Genomic DNA, 23,863 nt, shown 5'->3' with positions numbered 1-23,863 from the left:
ATTTTGAACTCATTTTGAACTCATTTTGAACTCATTTTGAACTCATTTTGAACTCATTTTGAACTCATTGATCTTCCTATACAAACAATTTCTCTTCCCAGCCTTCCGCTTCTTCCTCGGAAAGCAAATTCAATTTTTTGAGGTAATGGGTGGTCTTCTCGAAAGCAAGCGGGTAATCAGTTCCTTCGTAATTCCAATCTGTTTCTGACAGCCATTTTTGAACCTGTTCCAACGGAAGGTTGTAACGCCACGAAATCATGTTTGCTGAATCCGGGTTCTCTTTCACCTCCTGTGCTTTTTGATTGACAACCGCACACATGCCGGCTAACATTTCCGGGTACTTTTCCGCAATTTCTTTTCGCGCTGCAATCACGAAACAAGGCCATGGAGTTACCACATCGCCCACATAGTCACATTTTCCCTGTTCTACGAAAGGAAAGGTCGTATACTTTTCCCAAAGGAATGCCTGTGCTTCGTTATTTTCCAATGCCCACAATCCACCATAAACGTCGCCGATCACATTGAATTTCAGGTTGTCCAGGTTCCAGTTGTGCTGATCAGCCATGACGTATGCCATCAAATGCGAGCCTGATCCATAACGCGAAATGGCGAAAGTTTGGTCTTCCACATCTTCCGGTTTTTTGATCGCACCTTTGTGCGGTACGTGAATTCCCCAACTTAGCGGAGAAACCACATAAACTTCCAGTATTTTGGCATCTAATCCTTGAAGAATAGACTTGGTAATCCCTTCTGTCAAAAGCACGGCAATATCGATTGAACCTGTTTCCAGTCCGCGGATCATTTGGCCGGTCCCGCCGCTCATGTCAGACCAATGAAGATTTAACCCGATTTCCTGGAACTTTCCTTCTTCGATTGCCAATCTCCAGGGTAAATTAAAATGTTCAGGAACACCGCCGATCTTTAAGCCTAATTCGTTTGTCATTTCTTTGTAAATTGCATGGAGTGCAGCTTTTTGTACATTCCATCTTTGCGTAATAATTCTTCGTGAGATCCCATTTCCTGGATTTCACCTTTGTCCAGGACAATGATTTTGTCTGCTGCCTGTATGGTAGATAATCGGTGTGCGATAACGATAGAAGTTCGCCCTTTCGTGAGTTGTTCGGTCGCTTGCTGAATCAATAATTCCGATTCATTATCGACACTTGAAGTCGCTTCATCCAGGATCAGAATATGCGGATTGTACACGTAAGCACGAATAAAAGCGAGCAATTGCCGTTGTCCTACGGAAAGCACTCCTCCGCGTTCTCCGACCTGGTAATCGTACCCGTTCGGTAATTTCTCAATGAAACTGTCGGCGCCCACAGCTTTTGCCGCAGCAATGACTTCTTCACGTGAAATAGCGTCATTCCCTAGAGTAATGTTGTTGTGAATCGTATCCGAAAACAGGAAAACATCCTGCAATACAATGGCAATATTCTTACGCAAAGTGTCCATTTGGATTTCACGCAATTCAACTTCACCGATGTGAATACTTCCTTTCTGGTACTCGTAAAAGCGGCTCAGCAGATTGACGATAGATGTTTTACCCGCTCCGGTAGCCCCGACAAAAGCAATGGTTTCTTTCGGCTGAATGGTCAGATTGATATCTTTCAACACCCAATCTTCTTCCTTGTAAGCAAAATAAACATGCTCGAATTTCAGTGGCTGTTCAAAATCCAGTTGGGTAACTGTTCCGGATTCCTGAACGTGCTCGTTGGTATCCAACAATTCAAAGACCTTATCGGCACGCACAATTCCGCGCTGCAGAATGTTGAATTTATCCGCAAGCATGCGTATCGGGCGGAACAACATCTGAACCCAAAGCGTAAAGCTGAAAACGGTCCCGAATAATTGCTTGTCCCCAATCGCGTTACCGGTCATGTAAAATGCGCACCAAACGATCAGCAAAGCCATGGAAAGCGAACTCAAAAATTCCACGACCGGGAAGAAAATTGAGAATGCCCAAACTGCATTTACGTGAGCTTGCCGGTGCGTTTTATTTACTTCCTGGAAAGCTGCATATTCCATTTTTTCGCGGCCGAAAATCTGTACGATGTTCATTCCTGTCAAACGTTCCTGTACAAACGAGTTCAACCGGTGAACAGCTGTTCCTTCCTGCTGGAAACTTTTACGCATGGCTTTGGCAAATACGCGTGTAGCAAAAATGAGGATCGGAATGGGAATAAGTACCAATAGCGAAAGCTGCCAGTTGGTAAAGAACATCAACGCCAAAACAACAACCAGCATCAATAAGTCTCCTAAAATATCGATCAGCCCGGAAGAGAAAACCTCCGAAATTGCTTCAATATCCGAAACAACGCGCGTTACCAATCCGCCGACAGGTGAACGGTCGAAGAACTGCATCCGGAAAGTAGACAAGTGATTGAATACCTTGATACGGATATCACGGATGACAGATTGCGCCATCAAATTCGAGAAGTAAGCCGTTAAGAATTGAAGCAGTGCTTCTAAAAGTAAAATTCCGGCTACAATCAGGGTCCATTTTAAGAACGAATCCGCATTCCGGGTTGTTTCGTCGACCACATATTTTTGCACCATATCCCCGATGATCATCGGGCGAAGCGGCCCTAGAACCGAGAGAGAAACCGTGCAGATAAATGCCAAAATTAAAAGCCCTCTGTAAGGTTTTGCAAATTTCAATAAACGTCTGAAGATTCGAAAATCAATTTTGCTCTGTTTGGCCATGTTACAAAATTACATCTAAGGATTGGGATTTGACTTATTTTTAACTGCTAAAATTCACTAACAAAACGCATTTTTATTTCCTTTGTTTGCTTTTATTCCTTTATTTTGCGAATAGGCAGAACGCCCGGTTAGAAAGCACAACATTTACCTCCAATTTTCAATACTATGGTTTACAATTTAGGTCAGTCAACATCCATCTTCAACACTTTTCTTGGAGAGCTTAGAGATTGTACGATCCAAACAGATCCGATGCGTTTCAGACGTAATTTGGAACGTGTTGCCGAAGTATTGGCTTATGAATTGAGTAAGCACATGGATTACCAGACAGAAATGGTAACAACGCCGTTGGGTGAAGCGGAAGTGGAAACCTTGAAACAACAGCCGGTTTTGGCAACAATCTTACGTGCAGGCTTACCGATGCACCAGGGATTGCTGAATTATTTTGACCGCGCGGAAAGTGCCTTTGTATCTGCTTACAGGAAGCACACGACTGCAGAAGATTTTGATATTCATGTGGAATACCTGGCTTCACCGTCCATTGACGGGAAAACACTGATTATTTCCGATCCGATGCTGGCAACCGGAAGTTCGATGGTAATGGTTTATAAGGCATTACTCAAACAGGGAAAACCTGCGAAAGTGCATATTGTGTCGGCTATTGCAGCACCGGAAGCTATTGAATTTGTGAAAAAACACCTTCCGGATACAATCAGTATTTGGGTGGGTGCTATTGATAAGGAATTGACCGCTCAGTCATACATCGTTCCGGGATTGGGTGATGCCGGAGATTTGGCTTACGGAGTAAAATGTTAAGAAGATAATTATGCACTGGCACCTCTATTTCTCGCTTTTTGGTTTATCCATGATTAAGTTCATGTTTGCGCCGTTTAGCGGACCAATTATGAAACTAAATTTCCTGGAGACTTATATTTCCTGTATTTCCGGGGCAATAATGGCAGCATTTATTTTCTATTTTTCAAGTGAGTTTTTCATGATCCGTGCACACAAGAAACGCAAAGCTTTGCTGCATGAATCGATTGCGAAAGGAATTCCTTTGAAACACAAACCGAAATTTACGCGTTTCAACAAACTCATCGTAAAACTGAAGCGCCGCTTCGGGATTTATGGAATTGCTTTTTATGCACCTCTTTTTCTGTCTGTTCCGATCGGATCAATTGTGACAGCTAAGTTTTACGGAAAAGAGAAACGCACATTCCCGCTTATTTTGGTTGGAATTTGCATGAACGGCGCCATTACAACCGGTTTGGCCTACGGAATAAAAGCCTTATTTTAATGAAAGTTCGTCAACTGTTTTTTGACCTCGACAGAACCCTTTGGGATTTTGAAACCAATTCGCGTTTCGCCCTGCAATACCTGTATGACGATTTGAAACTGGGAGATTCGATCGAGCATTTTCTGCATTTTCACCATACCTATATCCGGATCAATGCAGATCTGTGGAACCAATATGGGAACGGAAAGCTGACCAAAGAAGAATTGCGCGATAACCGGTTCAAAAAAGCGCTGGCCCATCATGGAATTCACGATGAAGTGCTTGCAAAACAAATGAGCGACGGGTACATTGCGCTTTCTCCGCACCAGACAGCCCTTTTTCCGGGAGCAGTTCAAATGCTGGAAACCCTGAAGCAGCAGGATTATGCACTGCATATCATAACGAATGGCTTCAAGGAAGTACAGCACATCAAACTGGAAAGAAGCGGGATCAGTCATTTTTTTGATACCGTTTTGTGTTCGGAAGAAATCGGTGTGACCAAGCCGCACCGGGAGATTTTCCAGGAAGCCCTTCGTCTCACCAATTGCAAAACCGAACATGCTATCATGATCGGAGATGATTTTAAAGCCGATATTATCGGTGCGTTGAATGCAGGCTGGACAGCCATTCACTTTGATCCGGAGCACAAATACAAGAAAGAACGAAACGTTCCGCGTATTCGCGAATTGTCTGAAATCCCGGAGTTGGTAAACCTCCTGCCGATCGTGGCGAACTAAAAACCAGATCATTTTTAAAAGTATTCAGGCAGAAAAAAACGACAAAGTGATGTTTTTTGCAAAACTAATTGTACTTTTTACAATAATTTGATTTCTTTATAACATCGAAACTCGCACCTCATATTTGTCTGCTATGAAAAAACGAATACTACTGGCATTTTCCGTGCTGCTTACACTGGTTTCTCAGGCTCAGAATTACGTAACTGTCGGAGATAGTTATGGAATACCGACGATTACTTCTGCCGTTTGCACTTCCGTAGACAGTTGTTTTACGCTTACGGACGATGTGACCAATCAGGCCGGAGCGGTCTGGGATTTGAATACCATTGACCTTTCCAATTCATTTGATGCCGTTTTTTGCCTGACACTTGGAACTCACGATGCGAACGGAGCGGATGGGTTTGCCTTTGTGATGAGAAGTCCGGCTACTGTGCAATTTGGAAGTGTGGGAGGAGGAATCGGATATGTAGGAATTATCCCTTCCATTGCAATTGAGTACGATACCTGGGATAACGGCGTAGGTGTGGATGATATCCCGGAAGACCATACCGGGCTTTATATGAACGGAAATCAGGCGGCGCCGCTGGTTTCTTCGGTTCCTTTGTCTGTCGGCGGACTGAATGTCGAAGACGGAACTTTTCATCAAACGCGTGTCGTATGGAATTCCACAGACCATCAGTTGGATATGTACTTTGACGGAGCTCTGAGACTTTCTTATACCGGTGATATTGTCACAGACATTTTTGGCGGAGATCCGAATGTGGTATGGGGATTTACAGCATCTACCGGAGGTTCTACAAACCTGCAGCAAATTTGTTTTCCGCAAACATCGCTTGAACTGGATGATGTTTCGTTTTGCGAGGGTGATACCACACATTTTTTAAGCTTTTATACTGATAATCTGACAAGTTACCGCTGGATTGCTCCGAACGGCGACACGCTGGTAAACTGGAATACCATTGATTTTCCCAATCCGCTGAATCTCGATGATACACTCATATGGATTGATCAGTCCGGAGTTTATACGCTGGAAGTATCGTTCAATAACCACGATTTAAGTGCTACTTCGACTGTAACAATCGTTCCGAATCCCGAAATAACTTATGGAGGACAAGTGATTCATTATTGTCCGGATACGGCTGATTTGGTCCTCACGGGATCACCGGATCCGTCTGTGACTAATTTTTGGTCGCCGCCCATGCTTACACAACCGACCTATCCTGTGCCGAACGATTTAAGTGCGCAGGGCTGGTATTTCATTGACATGACAGAGCCCCTTCTGGGTTGTGAATCCAGGGATTCCGTGGTGGTTGAAATGTATTGTGACCCGGTTGTGACCATACCCAACATATTTACTCCGAACAATGATTCAGGAAACAACAACGAACTATTCAACCTGATTATGCCTTCCAAACAGTGGGTAAAAGTGCAGCAGTTTACCATTTTCAACCGGTGGGGAAACCCGGTGTATTATGTAGACAATGATTACCCGAACTGGGATGGAAGAATCAACGGAAGCCAGGCTGCCGAAGGTGTATATTTTTACACCCTGATATATTCCAATGTTCTGGAAACGGAGCAATTCAGCAAACAGGGTTTTTTACATTTGGTCCGGTAAACGGAAGAAGTTACCTGTAAGAGCCTGATTGTGTTCACCAATAAAATTTCAGTACCTTTGCATCCTTAAATAAAACAGGATGTCATTTTCTTCTTTCGGCTTATCGCCATTTTTATTGAAAGCCTTAACCGAAATGAACTATGAAAAGCCGACACCGATTCAGGACCAGGCTATTCCGGCGATTCTTACAGGGAAAGATGTTCTGGGAATTGCACCGACAGGTTCCGGAAAAACGGCCAGTTATGCACTCCCGATTTTAACCATGCTTTCGAAGGCTGAAAAAGCAAAGAACCGTCACATTCAATCATTAATCCTGGTTCCGACTCGCGAATTAGCGATCCAGGTGGAAGAAGTGTTCAAAGAATTTGCCCGCTCCTTTCCGGAACCGCAAAAAGTAAAAGCCGTTTATGGTGGAGTTTCCATCAATCCGCAAATGAAAGCCATGATGGGCGTTTCCATTCTAATTGCAACTCCCGGCCGGTTAATCGAACTGGCAGAATCCAATGCCATCCAATTAGGTACTCTGAAATCGCTGGTGCTGGATGAGGCAGATAAATTGCTGAACCTGGATTTTCAGGAAGAGATGAAACGCATTTTGGGTTGGATACCGAAGAAACGTCAGAACTTATTGTTTTCGGCAACCTTAAATGATAAAGTATCTGAAATCACGCAACTGGTTTTACACAATCCGATTGTGCTGAAGATTGAAAAAGAAGCCGATTCCATTGACTTGATCCAACAAACGGCTTTTCGTGTTTCGGATGATCGAAAAGGACCTCTGCTTCGCTATTTGATTCGTTCGCGCAACATGAAACAAGTGCTGGTATTTACCAGTTCTACTTTCAAGGCAGATCAGGTTGTTGAGAAATTGCGTAAAAACAACATCGATGCCCAGGCCATTCACAGTAAGAAAAGTCAGGATGCGAGAACCCGCGTGATGCGTAATTTCAAAGCCGGACATTTAAAAGTAATGGTTGCTACGGATTTAATTGCCCGTGGAATTGATATTGAGTTTTTACCTTTTGTGATCAACTACGAATTACCGCGTTCGCCTAAAGATTTTGTGCACCGGATCGGTAGAACGGGAAGAGCTGAAGCAAGCGGTGAAGCCCTGACTTTCGTGTCTCCTGATGATGAACATCATTTTAAAATTATTCAAAAGAAAATGGGAAAACAGGTTCCGTTTGAAGAGACAGACCAATTGGATCTTCACGGATATTGATCCTGTCCCAAACCAATAAAGACAAATTAAAATACAATCAGACCGGAATTTCAGTTGTAACATCCTGGAATCTTGTTGTCTAAAAATCCACAAAAGATGAAACGCATTGCAGCATATAAAAAACTCTTCCAGGTAGAAGAGGAAGTTACTTTGGCTCAATTGAAAACCACTTACCGCAAACTGGTAAAAGAGTGGCACCCGGATAAATTCCTGGAAGATGATCCCTTGAGAGCGGAAGCTGAAAAAAGAAGTTTGGAGATCATCGATGCGTACCATTTTTTGGTCAGTATCGCACCTGAAACATTAGAGCAGAACTTCGAAGAATACCAGGAAACGATCAACACCTCCATGATTGCTGATTTTCACTACAAGGGCCTGACCTTAAAAGTAACTTTCCTCAACGGACAGGTGTTCGAGTATTTCGGTGTTCCGAATAACACTTACAAAAAATTAGCGCAATCACCGACTCCCGAGCGTTTTGCCCGCAGGCACATTTTTACTACGCACACTTACCGCATGGCGAGTAAGGGAACGGTAGAAGCTTAAAGGAACCACAATAGGTCACATAGAAACATAGGCAATAAGATTTTCTAAACTATATACCTATTCGGTTTTATAGCTATTCTTCTGTGTTCCTCTGTGTTCGTCTGCGGGAAATTACGGGAGTTTTAATCTGAATCGCGTAAGTTTTATGGTCTTTATTTCCTTATTTTTGAAAGACAGACCGATTACTTATGAAAAAGCTCTTATTCGTATGGCTGCTTGGTTTATCCGGCACCGCTTTTACACAAAATAAATTTCCGGATTTTCTTGTCGGAACCTGGTTGTCCGAAGATCAAACGACCTATGAGCATTGGGATAAATTGTCTTCCACTTCCCTGAAAGGATATTCTTACGAAGTAAAAAACGGCGAAATCAAGATGAACGAATACCTCGATCTGGTGCAGCGAAAAGATGGAACGTTCTATATTCCTACTGTGATAGGCCAGAATAACGGAAAGCCGGTGGAATTTAAGCTTGTAGCTTCGGATTCCGGGTTTGTGTTCGAAAACAAAGCCCATGATTTTCCGAAAAAGATCTCTTACCGCATGATTTCCTCCACGGAAATTTTTGTACAGGTTTCCGGCGAAAAAAATACCGGCTTCAGTTTTAAAATGAAGAAGACGAAGCCGGCACTTTTTACTGTGAAAGAAGAAAACACGACGGATAACCCGAATTACGACAAAACATTGGCTGAAAAACTAAAAGGCGACGATCACGGTATGAAAAGCTACCTGTTTGTTGTTTTGAAAACCGGATCGAATACCACCACGGATAAAAAATACATCGATAGCTGTTTCACAGGCCACATGGGAAATATCGGCCGCCTGGTAGATGAAGGGAAATTAATCGTTGCAGGTCCTTTCGGGAAAAATAGTCTGACTTATCGCGGCTTGTTCATTTTCAACGTTGCCACAACAGAAGAGGCGGAGGCTTTGCTGAAAACAGATCCTGCTGTTAACTCGGGGCTTCTTGCTTACGACATCATTCCCTGGTATGGTTCAGCGGCATTGCCTGAATATTTGGAAGCTTCCGATAAAATCTGGCGGAAGAAATTTTAATAATCCGTATTCTTATCTAAAATTTTCGGGATGAAAAAATGGTTTTTTTGTGCAATGATTGGTGTTTTGGCTGCGTGCCAGGAAGAAAAAGTGAACAAAGATGCTGAATTTGACCAATACAAAGAAGCATTTGTACTGCGTTTGTGGGAAATGAATCCCGGATGGGCGAGCAGTACGGGTTATCACAAATACGATTCTGTGCTGGTTATACCAGACAAAGCACGGGAGGAAAAAGAGCGGCGGTTTGTACAGAAAGAGTTGGAACAGCTCAATGAATTCCAGTCCGGAGAACTTTCCGAAGCAAACCAGATTGATTGGAAATTGATCCGCAATTACCTGGATGGAGCTAATTGGGAGCGTGAAGAGTTGAAATCCGGGGAATGGAATCCGTCTAATTACAATGTTTGCGGTGGTTTTGCCGAAATGCTGGGCAATAATTATGCTCCATTGGACGAGCGATTAACCAATTTCTCCATCCGCTTGAAAAATGTTCCGGCTTATTACGCTGCTGCAAAAAAGAATATCAAAAACCCGACAAAAGAACATACTCAACTTGCCATTGAACAAAATCGTGGCGGATTGTCGGTTTTCTCTGCGGATTTACCCGCTGCATTGGAAAAGAGTAAATTGACCTCCGCTGAAAAAGCCGAATTACTAAATCGCAGTGAAGCGGCCATTCAGGCAATCAATGACTACGCCAACTGGCTCGAAAAACTGCCGAATCCGAACCCGCGAAGTTTCCGCCTGGGAACGAAATTGTATGCGAAGAAATTTGAGTTTGATATCCAGTCGGATAAATCGGCGAAGGAAATCTACCAAAGTGCCCTGGCTCATAAGGAAGAACTGCATCAGAAAATGATGGACATTGCTATTCAGATTTGGGATAAGCACATGGGGGATAGGCCGATGCCGGCAAACGGGTATGAATTGGTCAGGCAACTGATCGACCAGATTTCCCTGCAGCATACAACGCCGGAAAATTTCCAGAAAGACATTGAAAAGCAGATTCCGCAGCTGGAGAAATTTGTAAAAGACAAAAACCTCATTTACCTGGACCCGAAGAAACCACTGGTTGTTCGCCGCGAACCGGATTACATGGCGGGAGTTGCAGGAGCTTCCATTTCTGCTCCCGGGCCGTATGACAAAGGCGGGAATACGTATTACAATGTTGGAAGTATGAACGGTTGGCCGGCAGAGAAATCGGAAAGTTATTTGCGCGAGTATAATCACTATGTGCTGCAGATCCTGAATATTCACGAAGCAGTTCCGGGGCATTACACGCAGTTGATTTACAGCAACAATTCACCGAGTATCATCAAATCCATTTTCGGCAATGGGGCAATGGTAGAAGGTTGGGCGGTCTATACGGAATTGATGATGCTTGAAAACGGGTATGGAGGAAATAGTCCGGAAATGTGGCTGATGTACTACAAATGGAATTTAAGAACAACCTGCAACACGATTTTGGATTATTCGGTGCATAACCTTCATTTCAGTAAAGAACAAGCGATGAATTTGCTGATCAATGAAGCTTATCAGCAACAAGCTGAAGCCGAAGGAAAATGGAAACGGGCAACTTTAAGCCAGGTGCAATTATGCAGTTACTTTACCGGTTTTACGGAAATCTGCAGTCTGCGCGAGGAATGGAAGAAAAAAGAAGGGAAAGCATTTAACCTGAAAGCCTTCCACGAAAAATTCCTGGGTTACGGAAGCGCCCCCGTGAGAGATATCCGCGCGATGATGCTGGCTAAATAGAATGATGAATGAGGTAATTATCAATTATCAAGAGTAAATCTTTCTGATAATTACAACATTTATAATTGATAATTAATCTCCGTATATTTGAATTTTGCAATTCACAGTTATGGAGTTCATCAGCCTGGAAGAGTTTTATCAATCGATCTGTAATATCAACGGTTCAGCTCTTGTTCCGGAAGGAATCAGTAAAGAGTTGGGGCAATTCAATGTGTTTGATACCAACGAATTGCTTGCACAGAATAATGGCAAGAAAGGCAAAATGCCTTACAACCGGCGTTTGTATTACAAGATCAGTTTGATTTCGGGGAAAAGTACGGCCGAATACGCAGATAAAGTCATTGATGTTGAGAAGTATGCCTTGCTTTTTGCTACACCGAAAGTTCCTTACAACTATACGTCTGAAGATGACAGTCACAGCGCGGTATTTTGTGTTTTCAGCCCGGATTTTATTACCAGAGCGAATACCGGCTTTATTCTGGATGAACTTCCGATCTTCAGCCCGGGAAGTGTTCCGGTATTTGAATTATCTGAAAGTGAGTATGAATACCTGCAAACACTTTTTTCAAAGATGCGGGCAGAGCAAACTTCGGATTATGCATTTAAATACGATCTGATCCGGAATTACGTGATGGAACTCATCCATCTGGGACAAAAATTGCAGCCGGCTTCTGTTTTGTACCCGAAACATTCTGCTTCCGAGCGTGTTACTTCGCTGTTTGTTGAATTACTGGAACGGCAATTTCCCATTGAATCCAATCAGCAGCGCATCGGTTTGAGAACGGCTAAGGATTATGCGGACCGCTTGTCTGTTCATGTCAATCACCTCAATAAAGTACTGAAAGAAAATACCGGAAGAACCACTACGGAGGTTATCGGGAACCGGATTACACAGGAAGCAAAGATCCTGCTGAAGCAAACCAACTGGACTGTTTCTGAAATTGCTTACTGCCTGGGATTTGAAGAAGTGGCTCATTTTTCCAATTTCTTCCGCAAGCACGCTCAAATTACACCGAATACGTTCCGGAATTAATGATCAATTATAAATGACTCAATTATCAAGCCGTACATGACTTGATAATTGCTAATTTTCTCATTGATAATTATGATTGATTTTCGCAACAGTTGGATTGCTTCATGCAAACACTTCCCCTGATTTGTGTTCTACCTTTGTTTTATCAAATTAAAACACATGAAAACAAACAAAATAGCACTTATTACAGGAGGAAGCCGTGGACTAGGCAGAAGTATGGCAAACAAATTGGCAGAAAAAGGAATCAATGTGGTCTTTACTTACCACACGAATAAAACAGAAGCAGATAAAGTAATCGCAGAAGTTCAGGCAAAAGGGGCGGAGGCAATTGCACTTCCTTTGGACGTGAGCAAAGCGGATACATTCGAAACATTTGTTGCTGAGTTGAGAAACCAGGTAAAAGAGAAATTCAATACGGAGAAAATTGACTTCCTGGTAAACAACGCCGGAATCGGTCTGCCTTCACCATTGGGTGCAACAGAAGTTTCGGTGGTGGACTCTTTGATGAATATCCATTTCAAAGCACCATTCTTATTAACACAATTGATCGTACCGTTTGTAAATGATGGAGGTGGGATCGTAAATATTTCCAGTGGTTTGGCGCGATTTACTGCACCGGGATATTCTGTTTATGGATCACTGAAAGCTGCGGTTGAACAACTGTCCAGATACCTGGCTCAGGAATTGGGGCCACGTCAGATCCGTGTAAACTGTGTGGCGCCCGGAGCAATTGAAACAGATTTCGGTGGCGGAGCAGTGCGCGATAATGCCGACTACAATAAAATGGTTGCGGATTCTACAGCCCTTGGAAGAGCAGGATTGCCGGACGATATCGGGGATGTGGTTGCTTTCCTGTGTACAAATGAATCCCGTTGGATTAACGGACAACGCATCGAGGTTTCCGGGGGAACACATTTGTAATCCGACTTTACAATATCGTGATATCATGATATGATAAAAAAACCTTCCGGAATGACCCGGAAGGTTTTTATGCTGAATATGCTCTATAGCTTTTAATCTAAAATATCCGCTTCTTTAGCCTCAAAAGAACCCATCAATTTTTGAAGTTCTGCCTTTTCGGATCTTTTAACCACATACGTTTTAGACAAGGTGTCGTGCCATCCGCGTTCTGCAAAGCAGGAAAAGGCTTCAAACGGAATGTACCTGCAAACGGTGCGCAACAAAGCTTTCGAAAAAGGAACTTTATTGGCATACTCATCAATTACGGTATAACCGCAGATCAACTTTCCTAAAGTTGTTCCTCCCAGCCCTTCGGAAATGGCATAATAGAGGAAGAAAATCAGGTATCCCATCTTATCCAGGAATTTGATAAGCCCCGAGTCAGGTCGCAATTCTTCTACATTTCCGGTTGCTACTACGATGATCCCGATAACAACTCCGATAATAAAAGTGATGATGTAAAAGAATACGACATCGATCATGAAGTATCCGAAACGCACTCCCTGGCTTACAACCTCAGGTGGCCTTCCGACCATTTTTGTTTCAGGAACCTGAATCACATTCCCGTTTTCGTCCCGTTGCTTCTTATAGACGGTTTTTTCAATTTTCAGGTGTTCGATTGTTTTCATAATTGGCGGTTTAAATAAAAGTCCTGCTAAATTAGGGATAATTTAAAAGACTGATTTCCCGGTCACACATTTTGAAGGCTTTCAAGGATCCGATTTCTTATATTTGTACCCGTATTATGTTTTTGCAATGAAAAAACTCCTTCTAATCCACCTGTTATGTTTGGTCTCTACCGGACTTCTCGCTCAATTATCTGTTCCCTATCAAAATGATTTTGATCAGTTGCCTGCGGATGCTGTGGGTTGGTCACATGCAGCAATCAGTGGAACTGATGACTGGGAAATTGGAGTGCCTTCCGGAGGGCAATATTTCAATGCTTCGTTTTCTCCTTCCAATGCCTGGGCTACCAACTTGTCCGGACCGTATGCAGCGAATTCCGAGAGAGTATTGATGACCCCGTACTTTAACCTTACCAATACATCGGTACATTATATTCTTTCTTTCCGTCATAAAATGAATGCAAGCGGTACGCCTTTTTCATTTAAGATGGAGTACAAAGTCGGCCAGGCGGGAATCTGGCAATTGCTGGATAATGCCTCTGCGCAAAAGGATTTGTGGCAAAATACATCGGGATTCTCTCCCTACTACTTCGCGTGGATAAAGTCTAAAATTGATTTGTTCTTTCTTCAGGGACAGGATAGTGTTCAATTCAGGTTCAAATTTTTATCAAGCACATCGAACGGTTACGGTTGGTTATTGGATGATTTCGAAATCAATGAACGGTATAATAATTTAGTCGCAACACAGGGAGATACTATTCGGGGAGTGAATCAGTATTTTACAAACTTTACAGTAAAGACGAATTATACCCTGAATCTGGAATGGAGCGGAATTTATTCATTCACGGATAAATTTTATTTCTCCACGGACAATGTCCTCGACGGATCAGATCTGTTATTGGGGAATGTAACACACAATGTGTCGTCAACCATTCCGAACTGGAGCAATACATTTCCTTTGCCAACAGGGCTTTCATCCGGTAATTATTATATTTTTTACCAATACGATACAGGGAATGTGCTCGTCGAAAACAATGAAACAGACAACCAGAATTTTACTGTCCTGATTCTCGATAGCGTTTATTCATCCGATTATGCAACGGATTTTGATACAACTGCCCTTATCTGGAATTCATTAGTAGGTGCTTCCGGATCAAGCTGGACCAAAGGCTCTGGCAATAATTGGCACCTGGAACGCCCGAGATCCGGATCTTTTGCCTGGATTTCAGGGGTTTCCGGAAGTAATAATAGATTGGAAAGCCCTTATTTGAACCTCACGAATTCCGTGAATACCTCAGTTTGTTTTTGGTACAGAGCATCTCAACCGTATCAAAACCCGAGTTTTAGTGTACTGTTGCCTACTTATAACCAGCCTACGGTTACGACTCCGTATTTGTTCTATTCGCAAAGCGTTCCGAAAACACGCTATTATGGATGGGATTGTCATTGTAAATCTGTTCCGCAATACGATGGTGAGGTTTCTGCCAAATTCGGATTTGCAGCTGCCGGTAACATTATTCCGACTACGCTGGACCAGGTTTTGATTGATGATGTATATATTGGAAGTGCAAAGCCGGACGCAGGAATGGGAGGTGAAACCGATAACCGGTTTATTTCCAGTGCTTCCGTGAGTGATACGTTAACGTACATGTTATTTAATTCCGGATTGGAGCTATTGCCTGCCACAACTACCAAATTCTACTGGTCGAATGACAGTTTGCCGGACGGTTCGGATATTCTGCTGGGAACCCAGCAGGAACCCGCGATTGGTGATACGACTTTTATCATGCGTGAATTCCAGTTTGTGAAACCGACTACGGTTCCCGGACAGTATTACATCATTTATCAATTGGACGCAGATGCGTTAGTGAGTGAAATGCGGGAATACGATAATGTCGGATATTTTAAGACGTATATTGTTCAAGCGGCTGCTCTTCCGTATTCCAATGATTTTGAAACGGAAATTAACGGTTGGAGGCATGGGGCTTCTCTTGGTACTGATGATTGGGCATGGAATATTCCTTCAGGTACTGTTTTGAATGCTGCTTTTTCCGGTCAAAAGGCCTGGATCACAAACGCCAACGGGGCAATATCTCCGCATTCCCGATCACATTTGTATACTCCGGTCTTTGATCTATCAACCTTACAAAACCCGGTAATGGAGTTTGATCTGTTTGCTGATTTCTTCGGGAATAACGGGTATAATGCATGGCCTTACAACATGGGGAATATTATGTACTCTGTAGATGGCGGGAATTCCTGGAAGGTGCTTAAGCCTCAAAACGAATCGTATAAAAGATGGTATTCGGGTATTCAGTTCAACAGTCAATCGGGGATCGATAACCGGGTAATTCCTACTCCTAATTCGGAAGTGCTTTACGGACGTTATATGCCTTATTTCAGTACGAATTGGTCTTACCAGGGAAGGGATTACGATGAAAATACGCATTATGTGATTGATTTATCTTTCTTGCAGGATGAACAGCAAGTCCAGTTCATGTTTGTCTACGGAAACCAGAATGCTCCGGTTGAGGGAATGCTGATGGATAATTTTGAGATCAAAGAAAAGGCTGTTGACCTGACTATCCAAAGCACCAAAAAATTAATGGTAGCGTCCGGAGACTATGAACTGAAAACATACTTTAACGTAAAAAATAACAACAACTTCATAAGCGACAGCACCAGTATCAAATTGTATTTAAGTGTGGATAGTGTCCTGGATGCGGGAGATTATTTAGTTCAAACACAAAGTTTAAGACAAATTTTGCCTTATCAGAACCAATTGGTGAATGTAAAAGTGCCTGCACCGCCCAATTATGGCCAATACCGGTATTTGGTTTATGAACTGGATCCGCAGAATGTGAATCCGGAATCCAATGAACTGAACAATACCGGGTATTTGGATTTGGCAATGGATTCTTCTTCCAATTATACTTATCCGGTACTTTTTGATTTTGATGAAAGTGAAATTGATGGTTGGACCTGGTGGCATGATTCAACGGGAACTTATAACGGGCATCGTTTCAGACATGAGTTGGTGATGAGGGATCCTGTTAATTTTCCGGAAGACGGTGTTTGGTTCCTGGATATTCAGGATCAGGGAGGATCTACCTATCCTTTGAACTATCCTATCCATCATTTAGAACCACCGGCTTATGATTTTTCGAACCTTTCAACCATTCAGATGGAATTTGATTACATCGCAGTTTCTACGACCGCAAATTTTGGAGTGACTCAGGGTGGCAATTTGTCTTATTCGATTGATGGTGGATTAACATGGATTGTTTTGGGTTATGATCAGGATCCTTATGCTGAAAACTGGTACCAATACAATCAAATAACAGCATTGAACAATGAATATGGATGGGCAAACAGGGAAGATTGGGTGCATGCAAAATACAATTTGTCTTTCCTTGGAGGTCAGCCGAACGTCCGTTTTCGATTCAATTGGCGCTCAAAATCCATGTCCAGTTCAACAGCAATGCATGGTTTTAGACTGGATAATTTCAAAATAGACGGGAAGTTTGTGGATTTGGTCGCGTCGAATGATCATCCGCTGATTGAGATCAATACAATCACGCAACCCGGATTCCAAATCGATTACGAAATTTCAAATATCGGTGATTCAAGTGTAATGGCTTCCAAAACCAATTTCTATTGGTCCACGGATACGATCCTGGATGCCAATGATGAATTACTATACCAGGTAGACGAAGCGATCTTTTTTCCAAACTCGGTGAATACGTTTACTCAGAATATTTATTATCCGGCTCCGTTGACATTAAATGAATATTATGTTTTGTATGTGACTGATGCAGACAGTGTAGTGAATGAAGTAAACGAAGACAACAACCTGGGATGGATCAAGATCGGGATTTTGGATACATTGTTTGTGGATTTGGTTTCCGTTCCTTTGATTTCACCGGTATATACAAGTGTGGTTTACAATTCGTTTTATTTCGAATTCGAGTACAGGAACAACGGTTCTCTGACAGCAGACTCTTCCACAATATTGGTGCACTGGTCACCGGATACTATTTTAGATGCTTCCGATGCATTGTTGTATACTATCCTGGAACCGGAATTGACCGGATTGAGCTACATTACCAATGCAGGGAATGTTTACTTTCCGCATCCTGTTGCGCAATCACCTTACTACCTGCTGATTTCTTCCGATGCATCCGGTGATGTTCCGGAATCCAATGAATCGAATAATTTTGTCTGGGTGCGGGTTAACCTGGATTCCACTGATTTGGGGTTGGAACAATTGGGAGAAGACCTCCGTTTTCTTTTAGTCTCCGGGGATGGTTACGTTCAATTGAACTATTTAGGGGAAGACGAGGGAATAACGGATGTTTTCCTTGCAAACTCAATCGGACAAATCGTATACCGCCGGTCAGAAACGATTTCCAAAAATTCCCCGATGAAAATCGATACATCCTCTCTAAGCAGTGGAATCTATTATATAACCGTTACAAAGGGAGATCACGTACAATCCATCAAATTCTTCAACCATGCGAATAGATAAACTAGTAACATTTCTGCTCCTTCTTATAGTATCCAATGCTTTCGGTCAGTGCGGTGAAACAGGCTATTTCCATTTGAACTATCATGGGATTATTGATGAATTTGAAACGGACAACAGCAATCATGTCATTGCTGCGGTGCGTATTCAGAACAGTACCACATTGGTGAAGACCGATGATGCACGGAACATCCTCCAGGAATTGGATATGGGAGATATTAATTCCTGGGCACAAGTGCGCGACATCACGATTGATTCGGAAGACAATATCTATATCTGCGGAACTTTTCAGGCCAACATTTATTTTGGTCCCGGATATTCGTATGCAGGTCCGGGTGGATTTGTTGCCAAGTTAAATACGGATTTCCAGGTGCAATGGGTGAAATTGAGCCAGAATGCTTATCCGAAGGCTATTACAATTGATTCCAATAACGGGCTGTATGTTGGATTTTCAGCCGGTCCAACCTTTATCTTCCAGGGACAAACCTATTCCGCTCCGGCTTCCGGTTATTATGTGTGTTTGTTTAAATTAAATGCATCAAATGGCGTTCCCCAGTGGAATAAAAAACAACGATACGACGGATCTGTTTTTGAAGCGGTGTACCGTTTGGAAACAAGCGATGAGTTTGGAGTATACGAAGTGGTTAATTTCGATGAATTTTTTTTGGATGAGTTCGGGGTTTACTACGAGGGCACAAACGAAGGAGGGTATCATGAATTGAATTCAATGATTTGTTATTACGATTCACAGGGAAACCGTGCATGGATTAAACAGATGTTCCATGGAGAGCCAATGGCAACCGGCAAAACATTCAATGGTAACGTAGCACTTTATTGTGATATGGACGAGTATCTGTCAGTAGGGACCGATTCTATTTATAGTTACTATAGAAAAAGTTCCGGATATGTGGAGTATAATCCCAGTGGAGACCTGATCCGAATGGAACGGATTGTTAGTTCTTTACTTCCAAACGACATGTCTTCTGATATATGTGGAATTGATTGTTTGCCGGATGGAGGATTTATTGTTTCCGGAAGAAGCCAAAGAAATGTGAATTTTAACGGGCTGGTAGATTCTGCCAATTATGCTAGCGGTTATCATCCTTATTTTATTGCACGATACGACTCTATATGTACTCCTGTTTGGGCACATACCTTCGGAGAAGGTGATTCTTTGTCGGGGATGACGGATGTCGGAATTCGCATTATGAATGACTGCAGTGTCTATTTTGCAGGAGATGCCTGGGAAAAATTTCGCTACGATGCGAATAATGGAGATACTATTCCAATGACAAGAATTCTTTTCTTACTGGAATTCGACCTGGAAACAGGGGTGCTTGCAACGGATTCAACACTGCATGGCGGTGGAAATTCTACGGATGATCCTTTTGGGCCGAACGGGGTAGGTCTGGATGAGTTATCACATGAGAACTTAGCGGTCTTTCCCAATCCCGTTTCAACGGTTTTAACTCTTAAAACAAAGGGTACGGACCTCTTTAAATGGGAAATACACAACGAAATGGGGCAAAAACTGATAGAAGGGGAAGCTTATGGAAGTTCAGAGATTGATATGAGTAACCTGCCTTCCGGTTTATATGTGATGAAGATAAGTAACGATCAGAACGCCCTTACGAAAAAGATCAGTAAATATTAAAGAAAGAAAGGCTGCTTATTTAGCAGCCTTTACTTGTTTCAAACGTTCGTATAAGATCATTCCGGTTGCTACTCCTACGTTCAGGGAAGCAATATCTCCCGCCATCGGGATAGATAAACGCGCATCCGACATTTTCAATAAGTCGTGTGAAATACCGTCCTCTTCGGATCCGAGGATAATCGCTGTCGGGCCAAAGAACGAATAGTTCTCAACGGAAACCTTCGATTTCTCGGTACAGGAAACGATCTGGAAACCGCTTTGCTGCAAATAGAATAAGCTGTTTTTCAACAGATCGGTCTTACAAACCGGAATTGTATGCAAAGCTCCCGCCGAAGTTTTAATCGCATCCGCAGAAACGAGCGCGCTTCCTTTGGAAGGAATCAAAATGGCATCTACGCCCATACAAGCTGCCGTACGTGCAATTCCACCGAAATTCCGGACATCCGTAATGCGGTCCAGTACCAGGATACATGGTTCTTTCCCTTCGGAAAGCCATTGATCGCATAAATCTTCGATATTCTTGTATTCAACCGGAGAAGTAAATGCAATCACTCCCTGGTGATTATTTGCCGTTAGTTTGTTCAATTTTTCAACGGGAACAAACTGCAATTGGTAATCCTTACCGGTCAGTACCGTTCTCAGTTCTTCAAACAGTTCTTTGTCAATTCCTTTTTGGATCAGGATTTTGTTGATCTCAACTTCGTTTTTGATCGCTTCGATCACTACGCGGATCCCGTAAATGATGTCCGACGGATCTTCTTTCGGTTTGCGCTCGAAATTGCGTTTGTCACGGTTAAATCCTCCGCGGCTTTCTTCCCGGTCGTTCTTCTTATTATACATTGAATGTGATTTCAAGTTCGATATCTTCACTAACTGATTTTGCAACCGGGCAAGCCAAAGCGGCGCGTTTTACCTTTTCAATCGTTGCTTCGTCCCAGCCGTTATTTCTCAAATCGATGTCAATCACCAATTTACCGATTCTTCTCGGGGAAGCAGCCATTACTTTCGTTACTGTGGCTGATCCGTTCTCATAATTGTGCCCGTGCTCATTGCAGTAAATACCAATGATGCTGATCATGCAGGAAGCATAAGCCGTTGCAACCAGGTCTGTCGGTGAGAATTTTTCTCCTTTTCCGTGATTGTCCGTCGGCGCATCCGTGTGAATGACAGTTCCCGATTGAAGGTGCGTACATTCCGTGCGCAGTCCTCCGAGATATTTTACTGTTGATGTTGGCATACTAATATATGTTTAATGGTTCCAAAGGTTCAAAGGGTTCAAATTCCATTCGCCGTGGCGGATTGGGTTAAAAGTTAAACTGTTGGTGCTGGAGTTCTCAATTCTGATTTAAATTGAACTCTTAACGCATTTGAACTTTTTGAACGATTTAAACTTTTTGAACTTCATTTGTTTGTTCTTTGTACTTTTGTAGAATCAAATTTCTCAGCAACAAAGGTACTGAATTTTTGAAAAGCGAAAGGCACGACTATGTCAGAGGAAATTACAACAGCAGAAAACAACGTTCGTATCAAAAAGCCAAACTGGCTGCGCGTAAAATTACCGATCGGTGAGAATTACAAGAAGGTACGTGCGCTGGTGGATGAGCATAAATTGCATACCATTTGTGAAAGCGGTTCTTGTCCGAATATGGGCGAGTGCTGGGGCGAAGGAACGGCAACGTTCATGATCCTTGGAAATATCTGTACGCGTTCGTGTGGTTTCTGTGCGGTTCAAACCGGCCGCCCGGATGCAGTTGATGAATTCGAGCCGGGAAAAGTGGCTCACTCCATCAAGACCATGCAGATCAAACACGCTGTAATTACTTCCGTAGACCGTGATGACCTGAAGGATGGCGGAGCCGGAATCTGGGTTCAGACCGTTCGCGCGGTTCGTCACCAAAGCCCGGGAACAACGATGGAAACATTAATTCCTGATTTTGCCGGGAAATGGGAAAATTTACAGCAGATCATTGATGTAGCTCCTGAAATCGTTTCACACAACCTTGAAACAGTGCGCCGTTTGACCAAACAAGTGCGTATCCAGGCAAAATACGACCGAAGCCTGGAAGTGCTTTTCCGTTTGAAAAAAGGCGGAATGCGTACAAAATCCGGAGTAATGCTTGGTTTGGGCGAAACAGACGAAGAAGTGATCGAAACGATGGAAGATTTGAGAGCAGTTGGAGTGGATATCCTGACTTTGGGCCAATACCTGCAGCCAACCCCAAAACATTTGCCGATTGTTGAATTCGTAACTCCGGAACGTTTCGATAAGTACCGCGAATTGGGTTTGAAAATGGGCTTCCGTTTCGTGGAAAGCGGTCCGCTGGTGCGTTCTTCCTACCACGCTGAAAAGCATATTTTTGATTTATAAGAAAATGACAATGAGTCAGCTGCGGCTGAGAGAATGAGGATTTAATTCTTTTATCTGCTTTCATTTCTCATTCGGTTTCCTTATTCTCTGCTAAGAGGAAATCCCTCTCTCATTCTCTTTCCGTTTCTCATTCTGATCCCGATTCTCACATTCTTACAGCTATTCCTATTTAGCACATTCTTTTGCATTTTGCATTTTGCATTTTCAATTAATACTTACCTTTATCCACACATTTTAGAAATTGAAACTATGAGTACGTTTGATGTTGCGATTATCGGTTCTGGTCCTGGTGGATATGTGGCCGCTCTTCGCTGTGCACAATTAGGATTGAATACTGCCCTGATCGAAAAATACCCGACTTTGGGAGGAACTTGCTTAAACGTAGGATGTATTCCTTCGAAAGCGTTATTGGACTCTTCAGAGCATTTTTTCAACGCGAAGCACAACTTTGCAACTCACGGAATCAAAGTAGATAATGTAGAAGCGGACATCACGCAAATGATCAAGCGTAAGGAAGATGTGGTGACACAAACCTGTAACGGGATCAAATTCCTGATGGACAAAAACAAAGTGACTGTGTACCAGGGAGTAGGTTCATTTGTAGATAAAACTACGATCGCAATCAAAGACGGTCAGGGAAACAGCACCAACATCACAGCGAAAAACACCATTATTGCAACGGGATCAAAGCCAAATTTCTTCCCGGGAATGGAACCGGATAAAAAACGCATCATTACTTCCACGGAAGCATTGAAAATGACTGAAATTCCGAAACGCATGATCGTGATCGGAGGTGGAGTAATTGGTTTGGAATTGGGATCTGTTTACGCACGTTTGGGAACGGAAGTAGAAGTGGTGGAATTTGCACCGGCTATCCTTCCTACAATGGACCTTTCATTGGGAAAAGAATTAACTAAAATCCTGAAAAAAGAAGGATTCAAGTTCCATTTGGAGCATAAAGTTCAGAAAGTTGAAAACACCGGAAACGGAGTTAAATTGACTGCTTTGAACAAAAAAGACGAAGAAGTAACCCTGGAAGCTGATTACTGTTTGGTAGCAGTTGGACGTAAGGCATATACGGAAGGTTTAGGCCTTGAAAATGTTGGTTTGGCGGCAAATAATCGCGGTCAGATCGATGTGAACGATCACTTGCAAACAGCAGTTCCGAATATCTACGCAATCGGTGATGTAGTTCGTGGGGCCATGTTGGCGCACAAAGCGGAAGAAGAAGGAGTGGTAGTTGCTGAGCAATTGGCCGGACAAAAACCGCATATCAATTACAACCTGATCCCGGGAGTAGTTTATACCTGGCCGGAAATCGCTTCCGTTGGTAAAACAGAAGAAGAATTGAAAGCTGCAGGAGTCGAGTATAAAGCAGGTTCATTCCCGATGAAAGCATTGGGAAGAGCGCGTGCGTCCATGGATATCACCGGGTTTGTCAAGATTTTGGCAGATGCTAAAACCGATGAGGTACTGGGAGTTCACATGATCGCGGCACGTGCTGCAGATATGATCATGGAAGCCGTTACAGCAATGGAATTCCGTGCTTCTGCAGAAGATATCTCACGCATTTGTCACGCACACCCGACTTTCTCAGAGGCAATCAAAGAAGCAGCTTTGGCAGCAACAGACAACAGAGCGTTGCATATTTAAGAAGATTTCAAAACAACATAGAAAAGCTCTTTCGGTTATCCGGGAGGGCTTTTGTTTTTGGTACAATCCTAAAATTAGTACAACCACATAGCTACACGGAAAATAGAGGCAGATTTAATAAAAACTATGTAT

The 23,863-nt window shown here is 42.9% G+C and carries 19 protein-coding genes; 14 read left to right on the top strand and 5 right to left on the bottom strand.

The features are described from left to right. Window positions 1-76 precede the first annotated feature (76 nt). Window positions 77-943 carry a substrate-binding domain-containing protein gene (locus ABDW02_RS09755; protein ID WP_343634371.1) on the bottom strand — a complete coding sequence of 289 codons (867 nt, stop codon included), beginning with the start codon at window positions 941-943 and terminating at the stop codon, window positions 77-79. Beyond that, complete coding sequence (locus ABDW02_RS09750) at window positions 940-2,706, bottom strand: ABC transporter ATP-binding protein (protein ID WP_343634370.1); 1,767 nt, start codon at window positions 2,704-2,706, stop codon at window positions 940-942. The genes ABDW02_RS09755 and ABDW02_RS09750 overlap by 4 nt, the downstream gene beginning before the upstream one ends. A gap of 165 nt (window positions 2,707-2,871) precedes the next feature. Between ABDW02_RS09750 and upp the strand changes: the two genes are divergently transcribed. The 10 genes from upp (at window position 2,872) to ABDW02_RS09700 (ending at window position 12,866) form a co-directional block, all read left to right on the top strand. Next, a complete protein-coding gene (gene upp, locus ABDW02_RS09745) occupies window positions 2,872-3,519 on the top strand; it encodes a uracil phosphoribosyltransferase (protein WP_343634369.1) in 648 nt (215 codons plus the stop codon). Window positions 3,520-3,529: 10 nt separating this feature from the next. Then, window positions 3,530-4,000: a hypothetical protein gene (locus ABDW02_RS09740; RefSeq protein ID WP_343634368.1), complete on the top strand. Its 471-nt coding sequence runs from the start codon at window positions 3,530-3,532 to the stop codon at window positions 3,998-4,000. Beyond that, window positions 4,000-4,716 carry a YjjG family noncanonical pyrimidine nucleotidase gene (locus ABDW02_RS09735; protein ID WP_343634367.1) on the top strand — a complete coding sequence of 239 codons (717 nt, stop codon included), beginning with the start codon at window positions 4,000-4,002 and terminating at the stop codon, window positions 4,714-4,716. The genes ABDW02_RS09740 and ABDW02_RS09735 overlap by 1 nt, the downstream gene beginning before the upstream one ends. Before the next feature lie 133 nt (window positions 4,717-4,849). Further along, window positions 4,850-6,334, top strand: coding sequence for a gliding motility-associated C-terminal domain-containing protein (locus ABDW02_RS09730; RefSeq protein WP_343634366.1), 1,485 nt, complete (start codon window positions 4,850-4,852; stop codon window positions 6,332-6,334). 79 nt (window positions 6,335-6,413) lie between these two features. Then, window positions 6,414-7,556 carry a DEAD/DEAH box helicase gene (locus tag ABDW02_RS09725; RefSeq protein WP_343634365.1) on the top strand — a complete coding sequence of 381 codons (1,143 nt, stop codon included), beginning with the start codon at window positions 6,414-6,416 and terminating at the stop codon, window positions 7,554-7,556. Between the two features lie 96 nt (window positions 7,557-7,652). Continuing rightward, a complete protein-coding gene (locus tag ABDW02_RS09720) occupies window positions 7,653-8,102 on the top strand; it encodes a KTSC domain-containing protein (RefSeq protein ID WP_343634364.1) in 450 nt (149 codons plus the stop codon). A gap of 188 nt (window positions 8,103-8,290) precedes the next feature. Further along, window positions 8,291-9,157 (top strand): DUF6265 family protein, encoded by an 867-nt coding sequence (locus tag ABDW02_RS09715; RefSeq protein ID WP_343634363.1) that lies wholly within the window; start codon window positions 8,291-8,293, stop codon window positions 9,155-9,157. Window positions 9,158-9,187: 30 nt separating this feature from the next. Continuing rightward, the gene (locus tag ABDW02_RS09710; RefSeq protein WP_343634362.1) at window positions 9,188-10,912 is read left to right on the top strand and encodes a DUF885 domain-containing protein; all 1,725 of its coding nucleotides are present in this window, start codon (window positions 9,188-9,190) and stop codon (window positions 10,910-10,912) included. Window positions 10,913-11,021: 109 nt separating this feature from the next. Beyond that, a complete protein-coding gene (locus ABDW02_RS09705; protein ID WP_343634361.1) occupies window positions 11,022-11,945 on the top strand; it encodes a helix-turn-helix transcriptional regulator in 924 nt (307 codons plus the stop codon). A gap of 159 nt (window positions 11,946-12,104) precedes the next feature. After that, window positions 12,105-12,866 (top strand): SDR family oxidoreductase, encoded by a 762-nt coding sequence (locus tag ABDW02_RS09700; RefSeq protein WP_343634360.1) that lies wholly within the window; start codon window positions 12,105-12,107, stop codon window positions 12,864-12,866. A gap of 92 nt (window positions 12,867-12,958) precedes the next feature. Here the strand turns inward: ABDW02_RS09700 and ABDW02_RS09695 are convergent, their stop codons facing one another. Further along, window positions 12,959-13,534, bottom strand: a complete 576-nt coding sequence (locus ABDW02_RS09695) for an RDD family protein (protein ID WP_343634359.1) — start codon at window positions 13,532-13,534, stop codon at window positions 12,959-12,961. Between the two features lie 127 nt (window positions 13,535-13,661). On the opposite strand from ABDW02_RS09695, the gene ABDW02_RS09690 reads away from it, so the two are divergent. Together ABDW02_RS09690 and ABDW02_RS09685 are read left to right on the top strand one after the other, a co-directional pair. After that, window positions 13,662-18,059 carry a CARDB domain-containing protein gene (locus ABDW02_RS09690; protein WP_343634358.1) on the top strand — a complete coding sequence of 1,466 codons (4,398 nt, stop codon included), beginning with the start codon at window positions 13,662-13,664 and terminating at the stop codon, window positions 18,057-18,059. Continuing rightward, window positions 18,046-19,710, top strand: a complete 1,665-nt coding sequence (locus tag ABDW02_RS09685; RefSeq protein WP_343634357.1) for a T9SS type A sorting domain-containing protein — start codon at window positions 18,046-18,048, stop codon at window positions 19,708-19,710. Before ABDW02_RS09690 ends, ABDW02_RS09685 begins: the two co-directional genes overlap by 14 nt. 15 nt (window positions 19,711-19,725) lie before the next feature. Here the strand turns inward: ABDW02_RS09685 and rlmB are convergent, their stop codons facing one another. Both rlmB and ABDW02_RS09675 read right to left on the bottom strand, forming a co-directional pair. Then, window positions 19,726-20,550: a 23S rRNA (guanosine(2251)-2'-O)-methyltransferase RlmB gene (gene rlmB / locus ABDW02_RS09680; protein ID WP_343634356.1), complete on the bottom strand. Its 825-nt coding sequence runs from the start codon at window positions 20,548-20,550 to the stop codon at window positions 19,726-19,728. Continuing rightward, window positions 20,543-20,947, bottom strand: coding sequence for an OsmC family protein (locus tag ABDW02_RS09675; RefSeq protein WP_343634355.1), 405 nt, complete (start codon window positions 20,945-20,947; stop codon window positions 20,543-20,545). The genes rlmB and ABDW02_RS09675 overlap by 8 nt, the downstream gene beginning before the upstream one ends. A 249-nt stretch (window positions 20,948-21,196) precedes the next feature. On the opposite strand from ABDW02_RS09675, the gene lipA reads away from it, so the two are divergent. Both lipA and lpdA read left to right on the top strand, forming a co-directional pair. Next, window positions 21,197-22,078: a lipoyl synthase gene (lipA, locus tag ABDW02_RS09670; RefSeq protein WP_343634354.1), complete on the top strand. Its 882-nt coding sequence runs from the start codon at window positions 21,197-21,199 to the stop codon at window positions 22,076-22,078. 249 nt (window positions 22,079-22,327) lie between these two features. Then, a complete protein-coding gene (gene lpdA / locus ABDW02_RS09665) occupies window positions 22,328-23,731 on the top strand; it encodes a dihydrolipoyl dehydrogenase (RefSeq protein ID WP_343634353.1) in 1,404 nt (467 codons plus the stop codon). The last annotated feature ends 132 nt before the right edge of the window (window positions 23,732-23,863 follow it).

Source organism: Fluviicola sp., assembly GCF_039596395.1.
Classification (GTDB): domain Bacteria; phylum Bacteroidota; class Bacteroidia; order Flavobacteriales_D; family Crocinitomicaceae; genus Fluviicola.
This window is presented reverse-complemented; position numbering and strand designations above follow the sequence as displayed.

Coding starts and splice junctions, on each gene's coding strand:
- ABDW02_RS09685 (WP_343634357.1), top strand. CDS start 18,046: ATGCGAATAGATAAACTAGTAACATTTCTGCTCCTTCTTATAGTATCC.
- upp (WP_343634369.1), top strand. CDS start 2,872: ATGGTTTACAATTTAGGTCAGTCAACATCCATCTTCAACACTTTTCTT.
- ABDW02_RS09750 (WP_343634370.1), bottom strand. CDS start 2,706: ATGGCCAAACAGAGCAAAATTGATTTTCGAATCTTCAGACGTTTATTG.
- ABDW02_RS09720 (WP_343634364.1), top strand. CDS start 7,653: ATGAAACGCATTGCAGCATATAAAAAACTCTTCCAGGTAGAAGAGGAA.
- ABDW02_RS09710 (WP_343634362.1), top strand. CDS start 9,188: ATGAAAAAATGGTTTTTTTGTGCAATGATTGGTGTTTTGGCTGCGTGC.
- ABDW02_RS09675 (WP_343634355.1), bottom strand. CDS start 20,947: ATGCCAACATCAACAGTAAAATATCTCGGAGGACTGCGCACGGAATGT.
- ABDW02_RS09740 (WP_343634368.1), top strand. CDS start 3,530: ATGCACTGGCACCTCTATTTCTCGCTTTTTGGTTTATCCATGATTAAG.
- ABDW02_RS09755 (WP_343634371.1), bottom strand. CDS start 943: ATGACAAACGAATTAGGCTTAAAGATCGGCGGTGTTCCTGAACATTTT.
- ABDW02_RS09695 (WP_343634359.1), bottom strand. CDS start 13,534: ATGAAAACAATCGAACACCTGAAAATTGAAAAAACCGTCTATAAGAAG.
- ABDW02_RS09700 (WP_343634360.1), top strand. CDS start 12,105: ATGAAAACAAACAAAATAGCACTTATTACAGGAGGAAGCCGTGGACTA.
- ABDW02_RS09735 (WP_343634367.1), top strand. CDS start 4,000: ATGAAAGTTCGTCAACTGTTTTTTGACCTCGACAGAACCCTTTGGGAT.
- rlmB (WP_343634356.1), bottom strand. CDS start 20,550: ATGTATAATAAGAAGAACGACCGGGAAGAAAGCCGCGGAGGATTTAAC.
- ABDW02_RS09730 (WP_343634366.1), top strand. CDS start 4,850: ATGAAAAAACGAATACTACTGGCATTTTCCGTGCTGCTTACACTGGTT.
- ABDW02_RS09715 (WP_343634363.1), top strand. CDS start 8,291: ATGAAAAAGCTCTTATTCGTATGGCTGCTTGGTTTATCCGGCACCGCT.
- ABDW02_RS09705 (WP_343634361.1), top strand. CDS start 11,022: ATGGAGTTCATCAGCCTGGAAGAGTTTTATCAATCGATCTGTAATATC.
- lipA (WP_343634354.1), top strand. CDS start 21,197: ATGTCAGAGGAAATTACAACAGCAGAAAACAACGTTCGTATCAAAAAG.
- ABDW02_RS09690 (WP_343634358.1), top strand. CDS start 13,662: ATGAAAAAACTCCTTCTAATCCACCTGTTATGTTTGGTCTCTACCGGA.
- lpdA (WP_343634353.1), top strand. CDS start 22,328: ATGAGTACGTTTGATGTTGCGATTATCGGTTCTGGTCCTGGTGGATAT.
- ABDW02_RS09725 (WP_343634365.1), top strand. CDS start 6,414: ATGTCATTTTCTTCTTTCGGCTTATCGCCATTTTTATTGAAAGCCTTA.